Origin of the sequence: Phaeobacter sp. G2 (assembly GCA_025163595.1) — a bacterium.
Taxonomy (GTDB): Bacteria; Pseudomonadota; Alphaproteobacteria; order Rhodobacterales; family Rhodobacteraceae; genus Pseudophaeobacter.
Genome location: CP104100.1, coordinates 2,901,327 through 2,925,687 on the forward strand (window position 1 = coordinate 2,901,327; position 24,361 = coordinate 2,925,687).

Consider the following 24,361-nt stretch of genomic DNA (forward strand, 5'->3'; position numbering starts at 1 on the left):
TATGCGCCGCGCCCTATTGCTCTCGGTGGTCTTGCCCTGGCTGGCCATCACTTCTCCTGCGGCAGCGCAGCAAGACGGACCTGCGCCTGCGGCGGCGCAGCCTGCCATACTGGTTGCGGATCAGTTGTTTATCACCCCCGATCGGCAATTAATCGCAAAAGGAAATGTCGAGGCGTTCCAAGGCGATGTCCGGCTACAGGCGCAACGGGTCATCTTTGAAGAAAGCTCTGGCACCCTGCAAATCGAAGGCCCGATCCGCATCGATCAAGGCGGCGATGTGACCATTCTCGCCAATGCCGCCGAACTGGACCGGAGCCTGCGCGACGGGCTTTTGACCGGGGCGCGGATGATCTTTAAGCAGCAGTTGCAGCTGGCATCCCTGCAAATGACCCGCGTGGGCGGTCGCTATACGCAGCTCTACAAAACCTCGGTGACCTCGTGCCATGTCTGCGAAGATGGCAAGCCGCCGCTTTGGCAGATCCGCGCCGGACGGGTCATCCATGACCAGGTTGAACAGCAGCTCTATTTTGAAAACGCCCAGGTCAGAATTCTGGATGTTCCGGTGTTTTACTTCCCCGCCGTGCGTCTGCCGGATCCCAACCTAAAGCGCACCAGCGGTTTTCTGGTGCCCTCAACCCGGACCACCTCAAACCTCGGGACCGGGATCAAAGTTCCTTATTTCTTCACGCTGGGCGACAGCCGAGATCTGACCCTGTCGCCCTATCTTTCCGGCAGCACCAGAACCCTGGAGGCCCGCTATCGCCAGGCCTTTCGACATGGCACTATAGAGCTCGAAGGGGCCTATACCCGCGATGACCTGCAGCGAGGCGAAGACCGCGGGTATCTTTTTGCGACGGGCCTGTTTGAGCTGCCACGGGATTTCCAGCTGGAGTTTGACCTCAAGACGGTTTCGGATGACGCTTATATTGCGGATTACAGCCTGCCCGACCTTGACCGCCTACGCTCCGAAGTCACCCTGACGCGATCCACCCGGGACCGCCTGCTGCACGCGGCGCTGACCAACTTTAAAACCCTGCGCGACAGCGAAGATCAGGATCTCATCCCGTCGTCCATAGGCGAGGTTTATTTTCAAAAGCGCTATTTCCCGACCTCCATTGGCGGTGAAACCCGGCTCACACTCGAAGCCCACGGTCACAACCGCACCTCAGATCAGGAAGGCAACCTGACCACCACCAACGGACGCGACCACGGGCGTGTCACCGCAGACCTCGATTGGCGCCGCAGTTGGCAATTGGCCGGTGGGGTTCTGCTGGAATGGGAGATCGGATCGGCAATTGATGGGTTTACCACCTATGACGATTCCTACTTTTCCGAACACAGTTCGCGCCTTACCCCCAGATCCGCGCTCACCCTGCGCCTGCCCATGTCCAAAACGGACGCCAGCGGCGCTGCCCAGTTCTTTGAACCCATTGTGCAACTGGGCTGGAGCAATGTGATCGGTGACAGCGTTGCCCAGGACGAAAGCAACTATGTGGAATTTGACCAGGCCAATCTGTTGTCCCTGTCGCGGTTCCCGGCCTCAGACGCGCGTGAAGACGGGCTGGCTCTCGCCTATGGCTTCAACTGGGCGCGCTTTGCCACCAGTGGTTGGCAGTCCTATGCAACTGTGGGCCAAGTAATCCGCCAGGACGCTGACACCCGTTTTACCAAAACCTCCGGCCTGGGGGGCACCACCTCGGACCTGCTGTTGGCGGGGCAATTGAAGTTCAACGACGGCATCGCCCTCACGGCGCGTGGCCTGCTGAATGATTCCCTGAACTTTTCCAAAGCGGAGCTGCGTGGGGATTGGTACCGCGATGCGCTGGCCATTTCAGGCAGCTATCTCTGGCTTGGCAGCGACCCAAATGAAAACCGGATTACCGAAACCTCTGAGATCTGGTTTGATGGCTCTTATGAGGTCTCGACCAGCTGGAAAGCCAGTGCCAGCCTGCGCTATGATATTTCCGATGCGCGGGCCACGCGGGCAGGACTTGGCCTAGCCTACAGCAACGAGTGCGTAACGGTCGACCTTTCGGTAAACCGTCGCTATACCTCGACAACAAGCGTAGATCCCTCAACGGATTTTGGGTTTTCAATTTCCATGAACGGATTCTCAGTCAATAACAGTAGCAAACAGTACAGGCGATCATGCAGACAATCTTGACCCAGGCCTTCTCGGCGTCCTTGATCCGAAGCCTTTCCAAAGCGACGGTGGCTCTTACTTTAGGCCTGGCGCTCTCTTCAACAGCGGCCCCAGTGGCTGCCCAGGGGCTATTTTCGCCCGCAGTGACCGTCGACAGCGCAGTGATTACGCAGTACGAATTGCAACAGCGCGCGTTGTTCATGGGCGTTTTGCGGACGCCTGGCAACCCAGAGATCATGGCCCGCGAAGAGCTTATCAAAGACCGGCTCAAGATGGCTGAACTTGACCGGGTTGGCATTTCTCCATCAGAGGAAGACATTACCGCAGGCATGACGGAACTTGCCGGGCGGGCTAATTTGTCACTCAATGAATTCCTGACCGTTCTCAAACAGTCCGGGATTGAGCCAGAGACAGTACGCGATTTTACCAAGGTGGGCCTAGGCTGGCGCGAATATGTGAGCGGACGGTTCCTATCCCGGGCACGTCCCACAGAGGTGGAAATTGACCGTGCGATGGGCCAGGCCGGATCAGGTGGGGTGCAGGTTCTGCTGTCCGAATTGATCGTGCCAATCAACGAACAGAATGCGGAGCAGGTCCAAAACCTGACCGATCAGGTTGGGGAAATAACCAGTTTTGCTGCCTTTTCTTCGGCCGCTACCCAATATTCGGCCTCAGACAGCCGGAACAATGGCGGCCGCCTGCCCTGGATGAACTTGACCAAACTGCCACCGCAGCTGCAACCCGTTGTTCTTGCGCTTGACCCCGGCGAAATCACTGAGCCCCTGCCGTTGCAGGGGGCCGTGGCAATGTTCCAGATGCGCGGCGTCCGCGAAGTGACCGGCAGTCGTCAGACCTACTCTGCGATCGACTACGCCAGCTATTACATCCCCGGTGGCCGCAGCGCCGAAACCTTGGCCCAGGCCCAGAAGATTGCGGATAGCCTCGACACCTGTGAGGACCTTTACGGCGTCGCAAAGGACCAGGACCCGAGCGTTCTGGACCGCCAAAGCCTGGTGCCCGCAGAAATTCCTCAGGATATCGGCATTGAGCTGGCCAAGCTGGACCCAAATGAGATTTCCCTGTCTCTCACCCGCAACCAGGGCCAAACACTGGTTTTGTTGATGCTTTGCGGTCGCACTGCACAGCTGGGCGAAGGCGAATCTCGTGAAACCGTCGCCAACGCCCTGACGCACCAACGGCTGACCTCTTTGGCGGACAGCTTTCTGGAACAGCTTCGGGCGGACGCCCTGATCATCGAAAAATGATCTGTTCCGGTCTCCTGCCGCGCCCAATCGCACTCAGTTGCGGGGAGCCCGCCGGGATTGGTCCTGAGATCACCGTTAAAGCCTGGCAGCTCTTGAAAAAGAGCTGCCCGTTTTTTTGGATTGGGGACCCACGCCACCTGCCACAGGACACCCCTGTTGCGCTGATCAAAACGCCTGATGAGGCCCTGGACCTCTGCGCACAGGCGCTACCGGTTTTGCCTTTGCAGTTTGCAGGATCCGCCACCAAGGGCGAAGCTGATCCCAAAAATGCGCCAGGGGTGGTGCAGTCCATTGAACGCGGTGTTGAACTGGTTCAATCGGGTGCGGCCTCAGCGCTGTGTACCGCGCCGATACACAAAAAGGCGCTGATTGATGGAGCGCAGTTTGCCTTTCCCGGCCATACCGAGTTTCTGGCTCATCTGGCAGGCCGCAGCCGCGTGGTGATGATGCTGGCCAGCCCGGCCCTGCGGGTGGTTCCCGCCACCATCCATATCGCCCTGAGCGCGGTCCCACGCGCCCTCACCCCAGAGCTGCTGCGTGAGGTGGTCGCCATCACTGCCCAGGGCCTGCAAACCCAGTTTGGCATTGCCCATCCGCGTATTGCGGTTGCGGGGTTGAACCCCCATGCGGGTGAAGGTGGCGCCATGGGCCAGGAAGAGCTGGCGTGGATCAATGATCTAGTCAGCGAATTGAACTCGGATCAGCTCAAGCTTACCGGGCCACATCCAGCCGATACCCTGTTTCATGCCAGCGCCCGCGCCCACTATGATGCGGCCATCTGCATGTATCACGATCAGGCGCTGATCCCGATCAAAACGCTGGATTTTGATCGCGGCGTCAATGTCACATTGGGCCTGCCTTTTATCCGTACCTCACCAGATCATGGCACCGCCTTTGATATTGCAGGCACGGGCCAGGCTAATCCGTCCAGTCTCATCGAGGCGCTGAAACTAGCTCAGAGCATGGCGCAGCGCAGCACCCAACAGGGGGTGACAAAGGCGTCATCCCCTTGACGGCTCTCAGCCGACTGCCTATCCCTCCCCCACCCTTTCTTTGACTGGCGCCCCGCAAGGCCGCGCGCCCTGGACATACCGCAATGAGCGCCATCGACTCCCTGCCTCCCCTGCGTGAGGTCATCGACACCCATCAGCTGCTGGCGCGTAAATCGCTGGGGCAGAACTTTCTGCTGGATCTCAACCTCACCTCAAAAATCGCCCGCCAAGCCGGCGATCTCAGCGAATGTGACGTGCTGGAGATTGGCCCCGGTCCCGGTGGCTTGACCCGTGGGTTGCTTGCCGAAGGGGCGCGCCGGGTTCTTGCGGTGGAAAAAGACAGCCGTTGCATGCCCGCCCTGGCAGAAATTGCCGAGGCCTATCCGGGCAGGCTAGAGCTGATCAATGGTGACGCACTTGACGTGGATCCGCTGGCGCATCTCACCCCACCGGTTCGGATTGCAGCAAACCTTCCCTATAATGTCGGCACCGAACTGCTGGTGCGCTGGCTCACCCCCAAGGACTGGCCGCCCTTCTGGCAAAGCCTCACCCTGATGTTTCAACGCGAGGTCGCCGAACGGATCGTCGCCCAACCCGGCACCAAGGCCTATGGCCGTCTGGCGCTTTTGGCGCAGTGGCGCGCGGATGCGCAGATTGTCCTCTCACTGCCCCCCGAAGCCTTCAGCCCGCCTCCCAAGGTCCATAGCGCGGTTGTGCATCTCACCGCGCTGGAGCAGCCGCGCTTTCCTGCGGATGCGGCGACCCTGTCCCGGGTAGTCGCAGCGGGCTTTAATCAGCGCCGCAAAATGCTGCGCGCCAGCCTCAAAAGCGTGGCACCGGGAATTGAGGACCACCTAAAAGCCGCAGGTATTGCCCCAACCGAACGGGCCGAACAGGTCAGCCTGGAAGAGTTCTGCGCCCTGGCCCGCAGCATCAAACCGCTGGACTGACCGGCACGGCCACTGCCCCACAGCTGCTCTTATAGCTCACAAAAAACCGGCCTTCAGATGAAGGCCGGTTTTTTATTTCGATCCAGTGGTCAAGAATATTAACTGGAATTATTCGGCCGCTTCCGGTGCATCCTCGGGCTTTGGCTTGGGCTTTCTGGCCCGGGGTGCACGCTTTGGTTTGGCTTCCTTGTCAGTCTCTGCTGCAGCAGGGGCCTCGCCCTCGGCGGCTGGCGCTGCCGTTGCATCACCGCTGGGTTTTGCAGCCGCTGGTTTGCGTCCGCGCGGCTTGCGGGGCGCTGGTTTTTTCGGCGCGTCAGCGGGCGACTGCCCTTTGCTTTCTGGTGTGTCCACCAGGCCGCTGTCCTGACCGCTGCCAGCGCCCGCATCACGCGGGTCAATCACATCAGGCTGCGGCGCATTGGCCGGATCCTGACGGGGCGCATCCTGCCGTGCAGCGGCATCGCTCTGGTTCTCAGCACTGGGCTGACCAGATTGCGGCTGTTGATGACGCGCAGACTGGGGCTGGGATTGGGGCTGCTGTTGCGCCTGATTGGCGGTTGCTTCCCGCTCCTGACGCTCAAGCCGTTCAGCCCGCTCGCGGTCACGATCGGCTTGCCGTTCGCGGTTCTGGCGTTCCTGATCTTCCCGGCGGGCATCAATTTCGCGCTGCGCTTCGTTCAGAAGACGCAGGTAATGTTCCGCATGCTGCTGGAAGTTCTCAGCGGCGACCCGGTCATTGCTGAGCTGCGCATCGCGTGTCAGCTGGTTGTATTTATCAATGATCTGCTGCGGAGTCCCGCGCACCTTGCCCTCTGGGCCGGAGCTGTCGAAGACGCGATTTACAACATTGACCCCATTGGGGCGGTTCCGGTTCGACTTGGAACGCGAACGTGATTTTGACGATCTCATATGCCTAACGTCAGCCTTAAATTACATGTGTCCTGGATCTACTTCAGCGCTTCATTACGCCGGATGATCGACTATTTTGGGCTTGGTGTCGCTGGGAGGTAGAGTAACCTCACCGTTTTTGAGCGACACTTTGAGTAACCACTTTCTATGGCCCCAGACAAGGGGCGCACCTCATATTTCGCGAAGTTTCTTTCAAAAACACAAATTTTCGCGCAAAAAAGCCAGATCAGGCTCCGTTTCGGGCAAAAACAACCCGGTCGCGTCCATCAAGATCCGGGAGGATTGCGATATGTGTCAATCCGGCCTGCTGCAGCATTGCGGCGACGGCCGGCCCCTGTGTTGGGCCAATTTCCAAACACAACCGCCCGCCGGGGCGCAGATGTGCCCCCACCCCAGCGGCAAGCGCGCGGTAGGCTGCCAAGCCGTCACCGCCATCCGTCAGGGCAAGATCCGGCTCATGCTCGCGCACCTCTGGCGACAGATCTGCCATCTCATCCAGCGCGATATAGGGCGGGTTCGAGACGATCAAATCAAAGCTGCCCGAGACATTTGAAAACCAGTCCGATTGCTGGATGTCGATACGGGCCTCGACCCGGTGCAGAAGCGCATTGGCACTGGCCTGCAGGCAGGCGGCCTCGCTCAGGTCTACCCCCAGCCCGGTGGCCTGCGGGGTCTCTGCCAGCAGCGTCACCAGAATACAGCCAGAGCCAAGCCCCAGATCCAGCACCCGCTCAAAAGGCTGCGCCAGGGCGACCTCGATCAGGGTTTCGGTTTCCGGGCGCGGGTCCAGCACATCCTTTGAGACCTTGAACCGGCGGCCGTAGAACTCCCGCTCGCCCAGTAAATGCGACACCGGCACCCGGACCGCCCGCAACGCAATAAGCTGCTCGTAGCGCTCTGCCACATCGGGATCGAGTTCTTCAGGGGCAATCAGTGTCACCCGGCTGGCTTCGATCCGGGCCGCATGGGCCAGCAGAAGGCGCGCATCCCGGGCCGGATCATCGACCCCTGCAGCCCGCAACCGGGCTGCGGCAGAGGCCATGGCCTGAGCCGCCGTCAGGACCTGAACCGAACTCAATGAACTGGCCTGTTCATTCACTGTCCCATTTCAGCCAACAGACGCGCCTGATTATCAGCGGTAAGCGCGTCGATGATTTCATCCAAGTCGCCCTGCAGGATTTGATCCAGCTTATAAAGCGTCAGGTTGATGCGGTGGTCAGACATGCGTCCCTGTGGGAAATTATAGGTGCGGATCCGTTCTGAGCGATCCCCCGACCCCACCTGGCTGGCGCGATCCGCAGAGCGTTCGCCATCAATGCGCTGACGTTCCAGATCATAAAGCCGCGCCCGCAGCACCTGCATGGCAATCTCGCGGTTTCGGTGCTGAGATTTCTCGGCGCTGACCACCATGACCCCGGTGGGAATATGGGTGATGCGCACGGCGGAATCGGTGGTGTTGACGTGCTGCCCACCGGCACCAGAGGCCCGCATGGTATCAATGCGGATATCGCCGGGGTCGATCTGCACATCGACCTCCTGCGCTTCCGGCAGCACAGCCACCGTCGCCGCAGAGGTGTGGATGCGACCACCGCTTTCGGTCACCGGGACACGTTGCACCCGGTGCACACCGCTTTCATATTTCATCCGCGCAAAGACATTTTCGCCCTTGATATGCGCCACGACCTCTTTGATGCCGCCCAGCTCGGTGGCCTGTTCTTCGATGATCTCGAACTTCCAGCCGCGCGCCTCGGCATAACGCTGATACATGCGCAGCAGGTCGCCCGCAAAAAGCGCCGCCTCATCGCCGCCTGTGCCGGGACGGATCTCCAGCATCGCAGGGCGCGCATCTGCGGCATCTTTGGGCAGGAGCGCCAGTTGCAAGGCCTCCTCCGCAACGGGCAGAGCCGCCTTGAGCTGGGGGATTTCATCCTCGGCCAGCTCCTTCATATCCGGGTCTGACAGCATGGCCTCAGCATCATCCAGATCTGTCAGCAGCTGGCGATAGGCGGTAATTTGTTCTGCAACCGGTTTGATCTCGGAATACTCACGCGCCAGATCTGCGATCTCAGCACCGCTGACACCCTCTGCCATTGCAGCTTCAAGATACTGAAACCGTTGCAGGATCTGCTCTAGCCGCTCTTCGGGGATCATCCGTGCCTCATTCTCATTCGGGGTGGTGTGCTGCCGCTTTGGCAGCCTGTTGTTTCTGTGATATGCTAGCTACATGCAACATGCCAGAGCCCTTATCACATTCGCACTGATCCTGGCGACAAGCCCGGGACTGGCAGATGTGGTTGGTCCCGGTGGCAAGGTGATCGACTGTTATTGCACCGACAAAAGCGGCGCGCGGGTCGATCTGGGTGAAATGCGCTGCCTGGATGTCGATGGGCGGCAGTTTCTGGCCCAATGCCAAATGTCGCTCAACGTGCCGATGTGGCGGGAAGTGCAGGCCAATTGCCTGTCAGCCAAACTACAGCAGCCTGACCAGCAAAGGCCTTTGCCTACGTCCTATTCCCTGGCACAGGCCCAGCTGCCTGATCTCTGATCTAGCACTTGCGACATGCCCCACTATGATCGTGTGGATGGCCCCTGGCCTCGCTGTCGTGGTGGGCTAGTCCTGGGGTCTGGGCATCAGCGATAACCAGCCATCAATGCGTGACTTATTGGCGCCAAGATCAGAGCGACCAAACCGCAACCGGGCGTAGACCTTTAGCAAATCACCGTCCTGACGGGCGGTGGTGTAATCGGGAAATCCAATGACCTTGGTGCGGGTCACATAGGTGGCCATCCCTTCTTCGACAGATCCTGTCAAAAGTTTTGTCCGCGGGGCTGCGCTGGCGATGCGGTCAAAGTCGTGCAGGCCCTCAGGCCCGGTGCGCACAACCTTAAAGACGCCGCCCCGAAACTCCTTGTCCTCTGACAGTTCCGGCTGGGTGTTCCAATCAAAGGGATCAACCGGTGCCAATCGGATAAAGCCGACAACCACCACGGCAGCTGCCAGCACAATCCAAATCAACATCATTATCTTTCCCATGGTCGCCCCGCCCTCTTCTTTGCGCCTACCCCCAAAGTGAGAGATCGTCAGAGAAGAGCTTAGCGCGACTTGACCCCTGGAAGAACGCACATCATCTCGTAAAGCAAATTAGCCGCAGTCAGGGCTGTATTGCCCGAGGTGTCATAGGGCGGCGAAACCTCCACCAGATCACAGCCTACGATGTTCAACCCCTTCATGGCGCGGATCAACTCCAGCGCCTGCGGAGTGGTCAAGCCGCCGATTTCCGGTGTGCCGGTTCCAGGCGCATAGGCTGGGTCCAGACTGTCGATATCATAGGTGATATAAACCGGGCGGGCGCCAATATCGCGGCGAATCTCAGCGCCCATATTGTGCAGTTGCCGCCCCCACAGCTCCTGGGCGGGAAACTGTTGAAAGCCCCAGCCCTGTGCCTCGGTGAAGTCATTCGCGCCGTAGCCGGTGCCACGAATGCCAATCTGGTAGGTCTTGTCTGCGACGATCAAGCCTTCCTCATAGGCACGGCGAAACACCGTGCCGTGGGTTTCGCGTTCGCCAAACATATCATCGTTCACATCCGCATGAGCATCCACATGGACCAGCGCGACAGGACCGTATTTGGCGGCAATCGCCCGCAAAATTGGCAGGGTGATCGAATGATCGCCGCCCATCGCCATCGGAATCACACTGCCCGACAGGATCGCCTGATAGCTTTCCTCGATGATGCGCAGGGATTCTTTCAGAGAAAAGGTATTGATCGCCAGATCGCCAATGTCCCCCGCATTCAGGCTGTCAAAGGGTGCCGCTCCTGTGGCCATGTTATAGGGACGCAGCATGGCGCTCTCGCTGCGAATTTGTTTGGGGCCAAAACGGGTGCCGGACCGCCAAGAGGTTCCGATATCCATCGGCACCCCCAGAAAGGCCACGTCCAAACCTTCGAGCGAGGTTGCCTGCGGCAGGCGCATAAAGGTGCTTGGCCCGGAAAACCGCGCCAGATCATTGCCACTAATCGGTTGATTAAACTCAGCCATTTTCTCTCATATTCCAGCCCAGGAGGCAGATAATTTCCATTGCAACATGGGCCCCGGCAATTGCAGTCGCCCCGGTGGTGTCAAACGGAGGCGAGACCTCCACCACGTCACCGCCTTTGATATTGATCCCGGCGATCTCGCGCAAGATGCGAGCCGCCTGCGCAGAGGTAAGACCGCCCCAGACAGGGGTGCCAGTGCCCGGTGCATAGGCAGGATCCAAGCCGTCGATATCAAAGCTGAGGTAGCAGGGCCGATCCCCGAGGATGGTTTTGATCCGGGCCGCGGTTTCAACCGGGCCAATTTCATGCACGGTTGCCGCATCAATGATATTGACCCCCAGACTGTCTTCATTGGTGGTGCGGATGCCCACCTGCACCGAGGTGGCCGGATCAACGATGCCTGATTTCACCGCCTTGTAGAACATGGTGCCATGATCGACGCGGGTAAAATCATCATCCGGCCAGGTGTCCGTATGGGCATCAAACTGCAACAGCGAGATCGGACCGTATTTCTCGGCATAGGCCTTGAGGATCGGAAAACTGATGTAGTGATCTCCGCCCAGCGTCACCGAGGCGGTATCGCTCGCAAGAATACCGCGCATGTGATTGCGCAGCGTATCCGGGAAAGCCGCCACATTCGCATAGTCAAAGGCCAGATCGCCATAGTCGACAATGGCCAGTTCACTCAGCGGATCATAGCCCCAGCCATAGGGGGCATCCGGGCTTTGCAATGCCGACGCCTCGCGGATTGCCCGTGGCCCCAAACGAGTGCCCGGGCGGTTGGTGACGGCCTGATCAAAGGGCACACCGGTTACCGCGATATCCGCGACGCTCAGGTCTTTGCTATAACGACGACGCGCAAAAGACAGCGCCCCGCCAAAGGTATTTTCAAAGCTAAGCCCCGTCAGCTCCTCGCGCGTGAAGGCCTGATCGACCTGTGTTTTTGCATCTTCCAGTGCCATTTACCCACCCCCTTTGCATTTCCCGCCCCGCGGCGCCAAGCAAGTGAAACCGAGACGCCAAGACCAGAACGGTCAATTTTGATCATATTGCAAAGCCGGGATAGCCATTTTTAGAGCTCCTGTCACCTCAGCACCTGCTCCGACCGCCGCAAAGCCTGGCTCCAGCCGACTGCGGACCGGCCTTGCGCCTATCCCAGGGGCTGCGCCCGCTCCACCACACGTGCAAAGAAGGAGGCGCCAATTGGGGCGATATCGTCGTTGAAATTGTACTTCGGGTGATGCAGGCCTGCGCTTTCGCCCTGGCCCAGGAAAAGATAGGCACCGGGACGCGCGTTCAACATATATGAGAAATCCTCGGCACCCATTTCGCGGCCACCATCAGCCTCGACATTCTCTGGCCCTGATACCTCCCCCGCGACCTCGGCTGCAAACCCCGCCTTGGCGGCGTCATTGATGGTCGCCGGATATCCGACCTCATAGTTCAACTCAGCTGTCACACCATAGCTCGCCGCTTGCCCCGCAACGATCTCCTCCATGCGGCGCATGACCATGGCCTGCACCTGCGGATTAAAAGTGCGCACCGTGCCATTGATATAGGCGGTATCCGGGATCACATTGTCCACGGTTCCGGTATGAATTTGCGTCACCGAGACCACCAGATCCTCAAGCGTGTGATGGTTGCGGCTGATGATGGTTTGCAGCGCCTGGGCAATGCCACAGGCCGCCATCACCGGATCACGGGTCTCATGCGGCATCGCCCCATGGCCACCAACCCCCTGAATATGAATGTGAAACGTATCCACGGCCGCCATCAACGCACCGGGCGTGGTCACAAAGCTGCCCACAGGCAATCCCGGCGCATTGTGCAGGGCATAGACTTCGCCAATATCAAAGCGCTCCATGATGCCTTCCTCGACCATGATCCGGGCGCCGCCAATGGCCTCTTCGGCGGGTTGAAAAATCAACGCCACCCGGCCAGAGAAGTTGCGCGTCTCCGCCAGATATTTGGCCGCCCCCAGCAGCATGGTTGTATGACCGTCATGGCCACAGGCATGCATGTTGCCCGCATGCTGCGAAGCATAGTCAACGCCGGTTTCTTCGGGGATGGGCAGCGCGTCCATATCGGCGCGCAATCCAATTGTCGGCCCCTGCCCCGGCGTGTTGCCCTGGCCATTGATGATGGCAACCATGCCAGAGGTGGCAATACCTTCGTGCAGCTCATCCACGCCAATCTCGCGCAGACGCTCCGCCACATAGGCGGCTGTCTTGGGCAGATCCAACGCCAATTCGGGGATCTGATGCAGACGCTGACGCCAGGTCTTCATCTCGGGGGCAAAATCAGCAATGCGGTTCACGACGGCCATGGGGTGGACTCCTGTGCGAGGATCGGGATTGATGCATCTGACACAGGAACAAGAGAGGCTGCAATGCCCGAAACACCGCCACCACCGCCTTTCGACATGGCATTGATACAAAACAAAACCGCTGGGATCGAGCGGCTGCTTGCAATCATGCAGGCCCTGCGCGACCCCAGCCACGGCTGCCCCTGGGATCTGGAGCAGGATTTTGCCTCCATCGCCCCCTATACCATCGAAGAAGCCTACGAGGTCGCCGACGCAATTGAACGCCAGGCCTGGGATGAACTGAAGGGCGAATTGGGTGATTTGTTGTTCCAATCCGTCTTTCACGCCCAAATGGCGACTGAGGCCGGGCATTTCACCTTCCAGGATGTGGTCACCACCATGTCCAACAAGATGGTTTCGCGGCACCCGCATGTTTTTGGCAATGAAACCCGCGACAAAAGCGCAGACCAACAAACCGCCGACTGGGAGGCCATCAAGGCGGCCGAACGGGCAGGCAAGCAGGAAACCGGCACTTTAGACGGTGTCGCCGTGGGGCTGCCGGCCCTGCTGCGGGCCTACAAGTTGCAAAAGCGCGCCGCCCGCGTTGGCTTTGACTGGCCCGCGGTTGACCAGGTCATCGCCAAAATCGCCGAAGAAAGCGGCGAACTGGCTGAGGCCCGCACCGAGTTGAGCCAGATGGAGGTCGAAGAGGAATTTGGCGATCTGATGTTTGTCATGGCCAATCTTGGCCGCCACCTGGGTGTCGAGCCCGAAGCAGCCCTGCGCAAAGCCAATGCCAAATTCATCCGCCGCTTTGAAGGCGTCGAGGCCAAACTGGCCCTACTGGGAAAACGCCCCGAAGACAGCGACCTGACGGAAATGGATGCACTGTGGGATGCCGTAAAGGCTGACGAGAAAACGTCAGACTGACCGCCGCGTCATCTTTCCCAAAACAATCAAAATCCGCGCGCCTCACCTGCGCGCGGCTGGACATTTCCAGTCGCCACTGCAACGCTCACCTTTTACCACAGGACCCCGCATATGACTGCCCGCAAAGTAATAATCGACACCGACCCCGGACAGGACGATGCCGTCGCGCTGCTGCTGGCCCTGGCCAGCCCTGATGACATTAATGTGCTGGGAATTACCTGCGTTGCCGGCAATGTGCCGCTGCCGCTGACCCATAAAAACGCCCGCATCATCTGCGAGGTCGCAGGCCGCACCGATGTCCCGGTCTTTGCCGGTTGTGCGGCGCCGCTGTCGCGCCCCCTGGTCACCGCCGAAGAGGTGCACGGCAAAACAGGGCTGGATGGCCCCGAACTGTTTGAACCAACACTGCCGCTGCAGGATCAGGATGGCGTGGCGTTCATTATCGACACCCTGCGACGTGAACCGGCTGGCACCGTAACGCTTTGTCCGCTGGGACCGCTCAGCAATATTGCCGCCGCCTTTCAGGCCGCGCCGGATATCATTGAGCGCGTGCAAGAAATAGTACTGATGGGGGGCGCCTATTTTGAGGTCGGCAATGTCACGCCCGCGGCTGAGTTCAACATCTATGTCGACCCGGAAGCTGCTGACATTGTGCTGAAATCCGGCGTTCAAATCACCATGATGCCACTGGATGTCACCCACAAGGCCCTGACCACCCGCCCCCGTATCGAGGCACTGCGGGCCCTGGGTAATCGTGCCGGGTCTTTCACTGCAGAAATGCTCGATTTCTTTGAGCGGTTCGACATGGAGAAATATGGCTCTGACGGTGGCCCGCTGCATGACCCCTGCGTGATTGCCTATCTGATCCAGCCCGCGCTGTTCTCAGGCCGCCAGGTCAACGTCGAGATTGAAACCCACTCAGAGCTCACTCTTGGTATGACCGTCGCCGACTGGTGGGGTGTCACCACGCGCCCGCCCAATGCGCTGTTCATCGGTGATCTGGACGCCGAAGGGTTCTTTACCCTCATCACTGACCGTCTGGCCCGGTTGTGAGCGCCGCCCTGCATCTGGCCCGCCCTGAGCATCTGGAAAAGCTGCTCACCATGGTGGAGGCCTTCCATGTGGAAGAAGGCCTGGACACCAGCCCAGAACAGCGCCGTGCCGGGATTGAACCGCTGCTCGAGGGCATCCCCTATGGTGCGGTCTATATCATCGGCCCCACCCGTGCCCCCATCGGCTATATCGTAGTCACCTTTGGCTGGTCGGTGGAGTTTGGCGGCATGGATGGATTTGTCGATGAGATCTATATCCGCCCGCCGGTGCGCGGCCGGGGGCTCGCCTCTGAGGTGCTGATAGAACTGCCCAAGACCCTGGCCCAGGCCGGGATCAAGGCGTTGCACCTGGAGGTGGACCGGGAGAATGAGCAGGCCCAGAGACTGTACCAGCGCACCCGGTTCCAGCCCCGTGACAGATACATGTTGATGACCAAGGTCTTATGACCCTGCGCAAATCTGTCAGAGCAAAATCTTTCAGGAAGTGCTTGTAATCATAAACGAATTGTATGTTGACCCCGACGTTTGACCAGTGTTACCGAGCTCGAGCTGAAAAACGTGTGGCTGGTTCGGTTATCCCAGCCCTTGCATTGATAGGGTCTATACAGGGCCAACAATGTCAGAGTTAGTTGGGCCAAAGGCCCAAACCCGCAGCAGCTCCCTCTTCGGGGTGCTGCGGAACTGCGCCAAGGCCATCCCGTTGCATCCCGCTTTATACAGAAAACAGGAATGCCAAGCATGAGCCAACTTCAATCACCCCAGCCTCCCCAATCCAAGTCCGTCATAGTTTTGGCGCAGTTCTTTATCGCCTTTATGATGGCGCTCCTAATGACCGGAATTTTCACGGCCTTTCCAATGCACTTTACCTCTGGATGGATAGAGCTCTGGATGAACCGATTCATGACTGCGATGCCTATCGCCTTTGTTTTATCCTTAGCCGTCGGCCCCCTGGCGTTCAAAATGTCGGCCATAACGCACCAGTACCTGCGGCGAGTTTCGTGAAGCTTTCTCAACTAAAAAGCCCTGTGTCACGAGACACAGGGCTTGGCCTTTTTTGTTGAACTCAGCCGAGCTATGCAGAAAGCTTTAGCCGGATCGTAGATTAATCACCCCTTCAGGATCGAGCGGCCTGCGTATTCTGCAACTTCGCCCAGCACTTCCTCAATGCGGATCAGCTGGTTGTATTTCGCCAGCCGGTCAGAACGCGCCAGCGAGCCGGTTTTGATCTGGCCACAGTTCGTTGCAACCGCGAGATCCGCAATAGTCGCGTCCTCGGTCTCGCCCGAGCGGTGGGACATCACATTGGTGAAGCCTGCACGGTGGGCCATATCTACAGCCTTCAGCGTCTCGGTCAGCGTGCCGATCTGGTTCACTTTGACCAGCATGGAGTTGGCACTACCGCGCTGGATGCCTTCGGCCAAACGCGCCGGGTTGGTGACAAAAAGATCGTCGCCAACCAGCTGCACCTTGTCGCCGATGGCGTCGGTCAGCGCCTTCCAGCCGTCCCAGTCGTCTTCGCCCATGCCATCCTCGATCGAGATGATCGGGTAGTCATTCACCAGCGCCGCCAGATAGTCGACGTTCTCGGCTGAGGACAGAACCTTGCCCTCACCGGACAACACGTATTTGCCGTCCTTATAGTATTCAGTGGCGGCGCAATCCAGCGCCAGATAGATTTCCTCGCCGGGGCGGTAGCCTGCTTTTTCGATGGATTTCAGAACAAAATCAAGCGCCTCACGGGTGGAGGCAATGTTGGGAGCAAAGCCACCCTCATCCCCGATCCCGGTGGACAGACCCGCAGCGGACAGCTCTTTCTTCAGGGTGTGGAACACCTCGGCGCCCATGCGCACGGCCTCGCGGATATTGTCCGCAGCCACTGGCATGATCATGAACTCCTGAATGTCGATGGGGTTGTCGGCATGTTCCCCACCATTGATGATGTTCATCATCGGCACCGGCAGAACACGGGCAGAGGTGCCCCCCACATAGCGAAACAGCGGCTGGGTGGTGAAATCAGCGGCGGCCTTGGCCACAGCCATGGAAACCCCGAGGATCGCATTCGCCCCCAGACGCGCCTTGTTTGGTGTCCCGTCCAGCTCGATCATCGCCCCGTCAACCGCAACCTGCTCGGTGGCGTCAAAGCCAACCAGCTCTTCGGCGATTTCACCGTTGACGGCGGCAACCGCTTCCAGCACGCCTTTGCCAAGGTAGCGGTCCTTGTCGCCGTCGCGACGTTCCACCGCCTCGTGAGCACCGGTAGAGGCGCCCGAGGGCACGGCGGCGCGGCCCATGGTGCCGTCTTCCAGGATCACATCGACCTCAACCGTGGGGTTGCCCCGGCTGTCGAGGATTTCGCGGGCGTGAATGTCGATAATTGTGCTCATTTGGACGGTCCTTGACTGCAACAAAAGATGCCTGCGTCATAGCAGCCAGGGGGCAAATGTAAACAGCGGTCGTTATCGCTAACGGCGTTTATTTCACGAGGTTAGGGCTAACATATCGCTGTTTGCGCCACCGGTATCGATGTCGTTTCTGGCGCTTGCAGTCTTTGGCCTGATGCCAGGACTAGACGCCGGTTGATCCGGGTGTTGCAGACACCACAGAGCCCGCACGGAGCAGGCGCGCCTGCTCCCGGACCTGTTCGCGGGCCAAGCGCCGTTCCCGCACAAACGTATAAAGACCAGAAACAATGATCAGCGCAGCCCCGCCCAGGGTCATGGCATCAGGACGTTCACCAAAGACCAGCACCCCTACCAGAATGGAAAACAACAGCCTGCTGTAGCGAAATGGCGTGATCGCGGATGCATCCCCAATGCGGGTTGCGGTTACGATGGCGTAATAGCCCGCAACGCCAAAGACGACCCCCCCCAGCATCATCCCCACCTGACGCCCATCCAGCGCGGTTGGCTCTGCGCCGGTAGAGACCAGCAACAGCCCACCGGCCACGATCACCGAGGCAAAGGCCTGAAAGCTGACAACCGCCGACGAGACAGAGCTATCGACCATACGGGTCAGCAGATCCCTTGCAGCAATAGCCAGAACCGCCACCAGCACCAGAATCACCGAAGGGTTAAATCCTGCCAGCCCAGGGCGCACAATCATCAATACCCCGACAAAGCCCACACAGATCGCGCTCCAGCGCCGCCAGCCAACCTGCTCCCCCAGGAACAACGCGGCCCCCATGGTGATAACCAGGGGCAGCGCCTGAAACACCGCAGCAACCGTGGAAATATCGACCAAAGACAGCGCAGTGGCAAAGGCCACGGCACCCACGGCCTCTGAAAGGGTGCGCAGGATTGCCGCCCCGCGCCAGGCCGCGGGCGCAAAAAGATTGTCGCCCCGGTACACAGCCGCCGCCGCAAAGACCGTACCGGAACCAAGGCCCAGCAACATCAGGATCTGCCCCACAGGAACGTCCCCCGATAGCCGCTTGATGAACATATCTTCCAGGGTAAATGCGGCCATGGCCGCAAGGATAAAGAGAATTCCGTTTAGATTGTTCACGCCAGGCCCTCCGAAAAATAGGCGCTGCTTTGCCTGCCGTTTGTCACCGGACCAATGCAGCACCTTGTCAGGGAATGGTGGTCAACCCGCCCCATCGCAAGTCAATTTACGACATGAAACACAACAGTTTGTGGGTTTAGACTTCACAATCGTTGATAGGTTAAATGAAAATCACGTCCCGCCAAGTCGATCCCGCTTCCCTTGAGGTCTCCCCTTGAAGGCCCACCTTCTTGAGGATCACTCAGAGGGTGCGGCTTTCTTCAGAGGCACGCCATAGAGCTCCAGCTTGTGACCTTTGAGTTGATACCCCAGTTTGGCCGCGATGCGTTCCTGCAGCGCTTCGATGTCGGGATCACAGAATTCGATCACTTCACCGGTATTGATATCAATCAGATGGTCGTGATGCTCCCGGTCTGCATCCTCGTAGCGGGCACGACCATCGCCAAACTCCAACCGGTCCAGGATCCCGGCTTCTTCGAACAGTTTGACAGTGCGATAAACCGTGGCAAGAGAAATCCCGCTGTCCAGCGCGCTGGCCCGGGCATAAAGCGCTTCGACATCCGGGTGGTCGGCACTGTCCTGCAAAGCACGGGCAATCACCCGACGCTGGCCGGTCATCCGCAGGCCCTTGGCCTCACATCGAGCGATAATTGTCATCACGTTTTGCTTTCCGTCCACTGGTCTGGGTTCTCTATGTAGTCAATCCGTGCGCCGACGAAAACCAATTTCCATCAGAACGCGCCATTGACTTTATCCACATAACCGCCCATGTGATGCACAGGCATCCTTCCCTGCCGCGTGAGCAGAGACAGCCCGGACGCGCAACACATGTGCGACAAACCCGGTGTCTAGTGAAGTGCCAAGGTTCCCAAAATCACGCGTGGGGCACTTGCAAATCCCAGCGGCCAGGCATTCGTCTGCGCCCGTTTGAGGGCTTTGCCCCACCAAAAGCCAGCGCATTCTGCGACTGGTCGACACGGTTCGTGCCATGGGCATTGAGCCGCGAAAGGACGATACGTGACTGAATTTTCGACAATGGGCCTGCCCGATCTTGTTCTGGCCCGTCTGGCCGATATGGGTCTGAAAGAGCCAACCCCGATCCAGGCCCGCGCCATTCCCCACGCCCTGAACGGCGAAGACGTGCTGGGTCTGGCCCAGACCGGCACCGGTAAAACTGCTGCCTTTGGCGTGCCCTTGATCGCCCGCATGCTGGACTATGGCCGCAAACCTGCCGCCCATACCGTGCGCGGCCTGGTGCTGGCGCCCACCCGCGAACTGGCCAACCAGATTGCCGCCACCCTGAAAGACCTGACCGAAGGCACCCCGATGAAAATCGGCCTGGTGGTCGGCGGTGTTTCGATCAACCCGCAGATCCAGCGGATCTCCCGCGGCACCGACATTCTGGTGGCTACCCCTGGCCGCCTGCTCGATATCCTGGACCGCAAGGCGCTGGATCTAGGCTCCTGCGATTTCCTGGTGCTGGACGAGGCCGACCAGATGCTGGACCTCGGCTTTATCCATGCGCTCCGCAAAATTTCTGCCCTGCTGCCCGAAGAGCGCCAGACCATGTTGTTTTCGGCCACTATGCCCAAGCAGATGAACGAGATTGCCAACTCCTATCTCAACCGTCCTGTGCGCATCGAAGTCTCCCCTCCGGGCAAGCCCGCAGCCAAGGTGACGCAATCGGTGCATTTCATCGCCAAGGCGGAAAAGCTGAGCCTGCTGAAGGAATTGCTGACCGAGCATAAGGATGAGCGCACGCTGGTCTTTGGCCGCACCAAACACGGTATGGAAAAGCTGATGAAAGTGCTGGAGAAATCCGGCTTTGCCGCAGCTGCCATTCATGGCAACAAAAGCCAGGGCCAGCGCGAGCGCGCATTGGCAGCCTTTAAATCAGGCCAGATCAAGGTCTTGGTTGCAACGGATGTTGCGGCCCGTGGCCTGGACATCCCCGATGTCAAATATGTCTACAACTACGAGCTGCCCAATGTAGCGGATGCCTATGTGCACCGGATCGGTCGGACAGCGCGCGCTGGCAAGGACGGCCAGGCCGTTGCTTTCTGTGCCCCCGATGAGATGGAAGAGCTGAAAGCGATCCAGAAGGTGATGAAAATCACCATTCCAACCGCCTCCGGTAGCCCATGGGAGCCAGTTCCCGGCGCCAGCCCCGCACGTGGTGGCCGTCCCGGTGGCAAACCAGGCGGCAAGCCCGGCGGCAACCGTCGGCGCGGCGGTGGTGGTCGCGGCCAGTCCCAGGGCGGTGGTAAACCCGGTGGGTCCGCCAATGGGTCCGGCGCAGGCGCAGGCGGTGGTGCAGGTAACCGACGCCGTCAGGCCCGCTAAGAAGCTTCATCCTGCGGTCAGTTCAGGTTGCGAAAGCCCAAGAGGGCCCTGCACAGCCAATTTCATATCGCCAATGGCGCTCTGCTTCCCGCAGGGCGCCATTTCTTTTGGGCAGTATTCTGCACCCGCAATGGTGAGCCCTTCTCCGCCCCTTTGATGTCAGCGCGCGATTTATGCAAGCGCGAGGTCCGCGCAAGTCCCCAGACTCCAAATGCTCCCGCCCACCCCCAACGGGAGGAGAGCTTATTCATAAGCTCGACGACGGGCGGGAGCGCTACCTTGACCTGAACTCTGACCTCTGCCCAGCCAAGCTCCCAAGCGAGGTGGCGCAGCTGCTATCAGGTGCCGCAAAAGGTGGCTGTGACCACCTCATGCGCAGCCGGAGGCCGGCGCAGATCCTCTGCCCCTGATTGCTCGGTGAATGGCTGCTGCAGCACTGTCCCCAAGCGCTCAAACAGGGTAAAGTCCCCTGCCACCGCAGCAGTGATCATTTCTTCGATCCGGTGATTGCGCGGGATATAGACCGGGTTACTGGCCCGCATTATGGCCTGCGGATCTTGTTCCTGTTGCCGCCGCTGCATCCAGCGGGCCTGCCAAGGGGCAAACGCCTTGGGATCACGAAGGTGATCTGCCGCGGTTCCCTCAGCCAAAGCACGGAAGGTATTGGCAAAATCCGCTTGACCTTCTTCCATCAGCTGCAACAGGTCCGAAATCAGTTCCAAATCCTGCGGCGCTACGGTCTCAAGACCAATTTTGCGCCGGAACAAGCGCAGCCACGCGACTTCGATCAAGGAGGGCATGGCGTGAATAATCGCTGTGGCCTCTTCCACCGCCTCTTGCGGGTCGTCCAGTTGCTGGATCAGGGCGGTGGCCAGCTGTGCCAGGTTCCAGACTGCGATACTTGGCTGGTTGGCATAGGCGTAGCGCCCCATCCGGTCGATCGAGGAAAACACTTGATCGGCCCGGTAGGTATCCATGAAGGCACAGGGGCCGTAGTCGATGGTCTCACCTGAAATGCTGCAGTTGTCGGTGTTCATCACCCCGTGAATAAAGCCAACCGACATCCAGGCGGCAATCAGCTCGGCCTGGGCATCCCGCACCGCGCGCAAAAGCCCCAGCGGCCCCTCGGCCTGCGGATAGTGGCGCTTGATGGTATACTCCGTCAGCTGCCGCAGCGCTGTGGTCTCCCCCCGCGCTGCAAAGAACTGAAAGGTCCCCACCCGCAAATGGCTGGCGGCAACGCGTGTCAGTACCGCGCCGGGCATCCCGCCTTCGCGCCAGACGGTCTCTCCTGTGGCGACAGCCGCCAAGGCGCGGGTGGTGGGGATGCCCAAGGCATGCATCGCTTCCGAGACCACATATTCGCGCAGCACCGGCCCCAACCAGGCCCGGCCATCCCCCTGACGGGAAAAGGGTGTACGCCCCGCGCCTTTGAGCTGCAGATCATAGCGCCTGCCCTCCGCGCCAACCACTTCGCCCAGCAGCACCGCACGACCATCCCCAAGCTGAGGGTTGAAATTGCCAAACTGGTGGCCTGCATAGGCCTGCGCCAGGGGATCCGCCCCTGCAGGCATCTGATTGCCGACAAAGACCTCAGCCATCTGCGCAAGATCGTCGGCCTGAACCTGCAACAGGTCAGCCAGGGTCTGGTTAAAAGCAATCAGCTGCGGTGCGGCCACTGGCGTGGGCTGCTGCCTGCTATAGAAGCCGGGCCCCAGCTGGGCATATGTATTGTCAAAGGGGATGTGCAAAACCATGACCTCAAGATATGTCTCAGATACAAGAATACCAGTGTGAAGGTGCTGCCACGATGACTGCGGATGAAATCATTACAAAACTGCAACTTTCCCGCCACCCCGAAGGCGGGTGGTATCGTCAAACCTGGGTGGCCGAAAATGAGGGCCGCCCCAGCGGTACCTGCATCTATTTCCTGCTGCGTGGCGATGAAGCAAGCCACTGGCACCGGGTCGATGCCAGTGAAATCTGGCTTTACCATTCCGGAGCGCCGCTAATCCTGTCGCTCTCCGCTACCGACGCGGGCCCCGCCACAGAGCATCTGCTCACCCCGGATCTCACTGTAGGGCAGCCCCAACTCATCGTCCCCGAAGGCCACTGGCAGGCCGCCCGCAGCACTGGCGACTACACTCTGGTCAGCTGCACCGTGTCGCCGGGTTTCCGGTTTGAGGGTTTTGAGCTGGCCGCACCTGGCTTTGACATCCCCAAAAAATAACGCCAGTTGCGCCCAAGGGACCGCCGGAGCAAGCGCGCAACCCTGTGTCAGGCAGTCGCGCGTTCATCCTGCAACAAAAGGGTGATCCCTATTGGCCAAAGATGCGGCCCGTTCGCTTCCTCTCCTTTAACACGTCAGGGTCAAATTGGGGTGTCCCATGGCATCAGATCGGGGTCTCCCCTGGCATCGGGACCGGGTAATTGCCCTCGGCAACCATCAATTGGAGGCCATCCCGGCACAGGATGGCAAACGACAGGCAAACTGTTTTCAGCACGACCTCACTCTGGCCGAGCCCGCAGATGTTTTGATCCCCGTCATGCAGACTCTGCACCGCTTTGTCCCCACGACCTGCACTCAAGGCAGGCGGGTGTTACGCGCAGACCACGCGGATTTTGACCTTCCGGAACCATTAGCCAGAACCATTAGCCGCAACCACTGAAATGGGCGTCATAGCCCGTACCCCTAGTCAGTTCCCGGCACACTGATCACCCCGCCGCCGACGCAGGCCCGCACGCCTGTGGTGCCCGGACAGGAGGTCGCCAGGCCACGGGCCACCCGCACCGCCAGAAAGCCAAAGGCCTGGGCCTCCAGCATGTCACCATCCAGCCCGACCGCCTCAACCGGTTTGACAGGGCAGTCCAATGAGACCGCCAACATCTGCATCAGCACCGGATTGTGCCGCCCGCCGCCAGTCACCAGAACCACCGCAGGCGGCTCCGGGCAGTGTTCCATCCCCTGCGCCACCGAGGCCGCGCACATGGCCGTCAGAGTGGCGGTGGCGTCTGCGTCACTCAGCTCTGTCACCAGATCAATCATCTCCGCAAAGTCATTCCGGTCCAGTGACTTGGGCGGCATGCGGGCAAAATAGGGTTCAGCCAGGAACAGCTCCAGCGCGCCGGTCTCAACCTCTCCGCTGCTGGCGACGCCCCCGTCCTTGTCAAACGCCAGCCCCAGCCGTGCCTGCAACAGGTCATTGATCGGCGCATTAGCCGGTCCGGTATCAAAGGCCAAAAGCGCACCGGGCGCTTCCGGACTGTCCAAACGCGGATCCACATAGGTGAGATTGCCAACCCCGCCGAGGTTCAGGAAACATATCGGTCCGGTGGCCTTGATATATTTGGCACAGGCAAAGTGGAAAAACGGCGCCAGCGGCGCGCCTTCGCCGCCCATGGAAACATCATCGCTGCGAAAGTCCCACACAACCGGCAGATCCAACGCCTCGGCCAGTGCCGCGCCGTTGCCCACCTGCAGGGTGCCTTGCTGGCGCGGGGCATGGGCCAATGTCTGGCCATGAAACCCAACCAGATCGATATCTTCAAACCCGCCAAGCGCCGCAATATGCTTGGCTTCCACCACCTCGGCGGCTGCCTCAACCTCGGCGCCGTGCCAATGCCCAAGGCCTGCGCGCAGCACCCCTCTCTCGACATCCGAGTAAGCCTGGTAGCCACTGGGGCCAAAGCCCGCAATTGTTAGGCCATCCGTCTCAACCACCGCAACATCCACCCCATCCAGCGAGGTGCCACTCATCGCGCCCAGGGCCCGGACCACGCCGGTTTTGGCGATTGCTTTTCTCATCTACCGTCTCGTCTCATTGTGCCAAAGGCGCCCCGATACCCGCGGCAATCGCCCGGAGCCTTTGCCCCTGCATAGCAGTCTGCTCTGGCACAGGGAACTGCCTTAGCGCGCAGCTGAAATTTT

Annotated in this window: 23 protein-coding genes; 11 read left to right on the forward strand and 12 right to left on the reverse strand. The window is 59.7% G+C overall.

All coding sequences use genetic code 11. The annotated features are described in order from the left end of the window. Nucleotide 1: 1 nt before the first annotated feature. From lptD to rsmA, 4 genes are all read left to right on the forward strand, one after another. Nucleotides 2–2,164 (forward strand): LPS assembly protein LptD, encoded by a 2,163-nt coding sequence (lptD, locus tag N1037_13710; protein ID UWS78329.1) that lies wholly within the window; start codon nt 2–4, stop codon nt 2,162–2,164. After that, nucleotides 2,149–3,408 carry a peptidylprolyl isomerase gene (locus tag N1037_13715; GenBank protein ID UWS78330.1) on the forward strand — a complete coding sequence of 420 codons (1,260 nt, stop codon included), beginning with the start codon at nt 2,149–2,151 and terminating at the stop codon, nt 3,406–3,408. The genes lptD and N1037_13715 overlap by 16 nt, the downstream gene beginning before the upstream one ends. After that, entirely contained in the window at nt 3,405–4,421 is a 1,017-nt protein-coding gene (pdxA, locus tag N1037_13720) for a 4-hydroxythreonine-4-phosphate dehydrogenase PdxA (protein UWS78331.1), read from the forward strand. The genes N1037_13715 and pdxA overlap by 4 nt, the downstream gene beginning before the upstream one ends. A gap of 83 nt (nt 4,422–4,504) precedes the next feature. Further along, nucleotides 4,505–5,350, forward strand: a complete 846-nt coding sequence (gene rsmA, locus N1037_13725; protein UWS78332.1) for a 16S rRNA (adenine(1518)-N(6)/adenine(1519)-N(6))-dimethyltransferase RsmA — start codon at nt 4,505–4,507, stop codon at nt 5,348–5,350. A 108-nt stretch (nt 5,351–5,458) separates the two neighbouring features. On the opposite strand, the gene N1037_13730 is transcribed toward rsmA, so the two are convergent. The 3 genes from N1037_13730 to prfA all read right to left on the reverse strand — a co-directional run bounded on the left by N1037_13730 (nt 5,459) and on the right by prfA (nt 8,410). Beyond that, nucleotides 5,459–6,259 carry a DUF4167 domain-containing protein gene (locus tag N1037_13730; GenBank protein ID UWS78333.1) on the reverse strand — a complete coding sequence of 267 codons (801 nt, stop codon included), beginning with the start codon at nt 6,257–6,259 and terminating at the stop codon, nt 5,459–5,461. A 226-nt stretch (nt 6,260–6,485) separates the two neighbouring features. Next, nucleotides 6,486–7,301 carry a peptide chain release factor N(5)-glutamine methyltransferase gene (gene prmC / locus N1037_13735; GenBank protein UWS81364.1) on the reverse strand — a complete coding sequence of 272 codons (816 nt, stop codon included), beginning with the start codon at nt 7,299–7,301 and terminating at the stop codon, nt 6,486–6,488. Between the two features lie 53 nt (nt 7,302–7,354). Next, complete coding sequence (gene prfA, locus N1037_13740; protein ID UWS78334.1) at nt 7,355–8,410, reverse strand: peptide chain release factor 1; 1,056 nt, start codon at nt 8,408–8,410, stop codon at nt 7,355–7,357. 73 nt (nt 8,411–8,483) lie between these two features. Between prfA and N1037_13745 the strand changes: the two genes are divergently transcribed. Then, nucleotides 8,484–8,804, forward strand: coding sequence for a hypothetical protein (locus tag N1037_13745; GenBank protein ID UWS78335.1), 321 nt, complete (start codon nt 8,484–8,486; stop codon nt 8,802–8,804). Between the two features lie 66 nt (nt 8,805–8,870). Here N1037_13745 and N1037_13750 read toward each other — a convergent pair whose 3' ends face one another. The 4 genes from N1037_13750 to N1037_13765 form a co-directional block, all read right to left on the reverse strand. After that, complete coding sequence (locus tag N1037_13750; protein ID UWS78336.1) at nt 8,871–9,293, reverse strand: DUF1499 domain-containing protein; 423 nt, start codon at nt 9,291–9,293, stop codon at nt 8,871–8,873. A gap of 59 nt (nt 9,294–9,352) precedes the next feature. After that, entirely contained in the window at nt 9,353–10,300 is a 948-nt protein-coding gene (gene speB / locus N1037_13755; protein UWS78337.1) for an agmatinase, read from the reverse strand. Further along, the gene (speB, locus tag N1037_13760) at nt 10,293–11,261 is read right to left on the reverse strand and encodes an agmatinase (protein UWS78338.1); all 969 of its coding nucleotides are present in this window, start codon (nt 11,259–11,261) and stop codon (nt 10,293–10,295) included. The genes speB (N1037_13755) and speB (N1037_13760) overlap by 8 nt, the downstream gene beginning before the upstream one ends. Before the next feature lie 188 nt (nt 11,262–11,449). Next, nucleotides 11,450–12,625, reverse strand: a complete 1,176-nt coding sequence (locus N1037_13765) for a M20 family metallopeptidase (GenBank protein UWS78339.1) — start codon at nt 12,623–12,625, stop codon at nt 11,450–11,452. 63 nt (nt 12,626–12,688) lie between these two features. Between N1037_13765 and mazG the strand changes: the two genes are divergently transcribed. From mazG to N1037_13785, 4 genes are all read left to right on the forward strand, one after another. Next, the gene (gene mazG / locus N1037_13770) at nt 12,689–13,534 is read left to right on the forward strand and encodes a nucleoside triphosphate pyrophosphohydrolase (protein ID UWS78340.1); all 846 of its coding nucleotides are present in this window, start codon (nt 12,689–12,691) and stop codon (nt 13,532–13,534) included. 111 nt (nt 13,535–13,645) lie between these two features. Continuing rightward, entirely contained in the window at nt 13,646–14,587 is a 942-nt protein-coding gene (locus tag N1037_13775; GenBank protein UWS78341.1) for a nucleoside hydrolase, read from the forward strand. Next, a complete protein-coding gene (locus N1037_13780; GenBank protein UWS78342.1) occupies nt 14,584–15,033 on the forward strand; it encodes a GNAT family N-acetyltransferase in 450 nt (149 codons plus the stop codon). Before N1037_13775 ends, N1037_13780 begins: the two co-directional genes overlap by 4 nt. A 291-nt stretch (nt 15,034–15,324) precedes the next feature. After that, a complete protein-coding gene (locus N1037_13785; GenBank protein ID UWS78343.1) occupies nt 15,325–15,588 on the forward strand; it encodes a DUF2798 domain-containing protein in 264 nt (87 codons plus the stop codon). 104 nt (nt 15,589–15,692) lie between these two features. On the opposite strand, the gene eno is transcribed toward N1037_13785, so the two are convergent. The 3 genes from eno to N1037_13800 all read right to left on the reverse strand — a co-directional run bounded on the left by eno (nt 15,693) and on the right by N1037_13800 (nt 18,747). Beyond that, the gene (eno, locus tag N1037_13790; protein ID UWS78344.1) at nt 15,693–16,970 is read right to left on the reverse strand and encodes a phosphopyruvate hydratase; all 1,278 of its coding nucleotides are present in this window, start codon (nt 16,968–16,970) and stop codon (nt 15,693–15,695) included. Between the two features lie 181 nt (nt 16,971–17,151). Beyond that, complete coding sequence (locus tag N1037_13795) at nt 17,152–18,090, reverse strand: DMT family transporter (protein ID UWS78345.1); 939 nt, start codon at nt 18,088–18,090, stop codon at nt 17,152–17,154. A 237-nt stretch (nt 18,091–18,327) separates the two neighbouring features. Further along, nucleotides 18,328–18,747: a transcriptional repressor gene (locus N1037_13800; protein ID UWS78346.1), complete on the reverse strand. Its 420-nt coding sequence runs from the start codon at nt 18,745–18,747 to the stop codon at nt 18,328–18,330. A gap of 360 nt (nt 18,748–19,107) precedes the next feature. On the opposite strand from N1037_13800, the gene N1037_13805 reads away from it, so the two are divergent. Then, nucleotides 19,108–20,433 (forward strand): DEAD/DEAH box helicase, encoded by a 1,326-nt coding sequence (locus N1037_13805; GenBank protein ID UWS78347.1) that lies wholly within the window; start codon nt 19,108–19,110, stop codon nt 20,431–20,433. A gap of 338 nt (nt 20,434–20,771) precedes the next feature. Here N1037_13805 and N1037_13810 read toward each other — a convergent pair whose 3' ends face one another. Beyond that, nucleotides 20,772–22,190, reverse strand: a complete 1,419-nt coding sequence (locus N1037_13810; protein ID UWS78348.1) for a YdiU family protein — start codon at nt 22,188–22,190, stop codon at nt 20,772–20,774. Between the two features lie 53 nt (nt 22,191–22,243). On the opposite strand from N1037_13810, the gene N1037_13815 reads away from it, so the two are divergent. After that, nucleotides 22,244–22,663, forward strand: a complete 420-nt coding sequence (locus N1037_13815; protein UWS81365.1) for a cupin domain-containing protein — start codon at nt 22,244–22,246, stop codon at nt 22,661–22,663. 462 nt (nt 22,664–23,125) lie between these two features. Here the strand turns inward: N1037_13815 and N1037_13820 are convergent, their stop codons facing one another. After that, entirely contained in the window at nt 23,126–24,238 is a 1,113-nt protein-coding gene (locus N1037_13820) for an anhydro-N-acetylmuramic acid kinase (GenBank protein UWS78349.1), read from the reverse strand. Between the last annotated feature and the right edge of the window lie 123 nt (nt 24,239–24,361).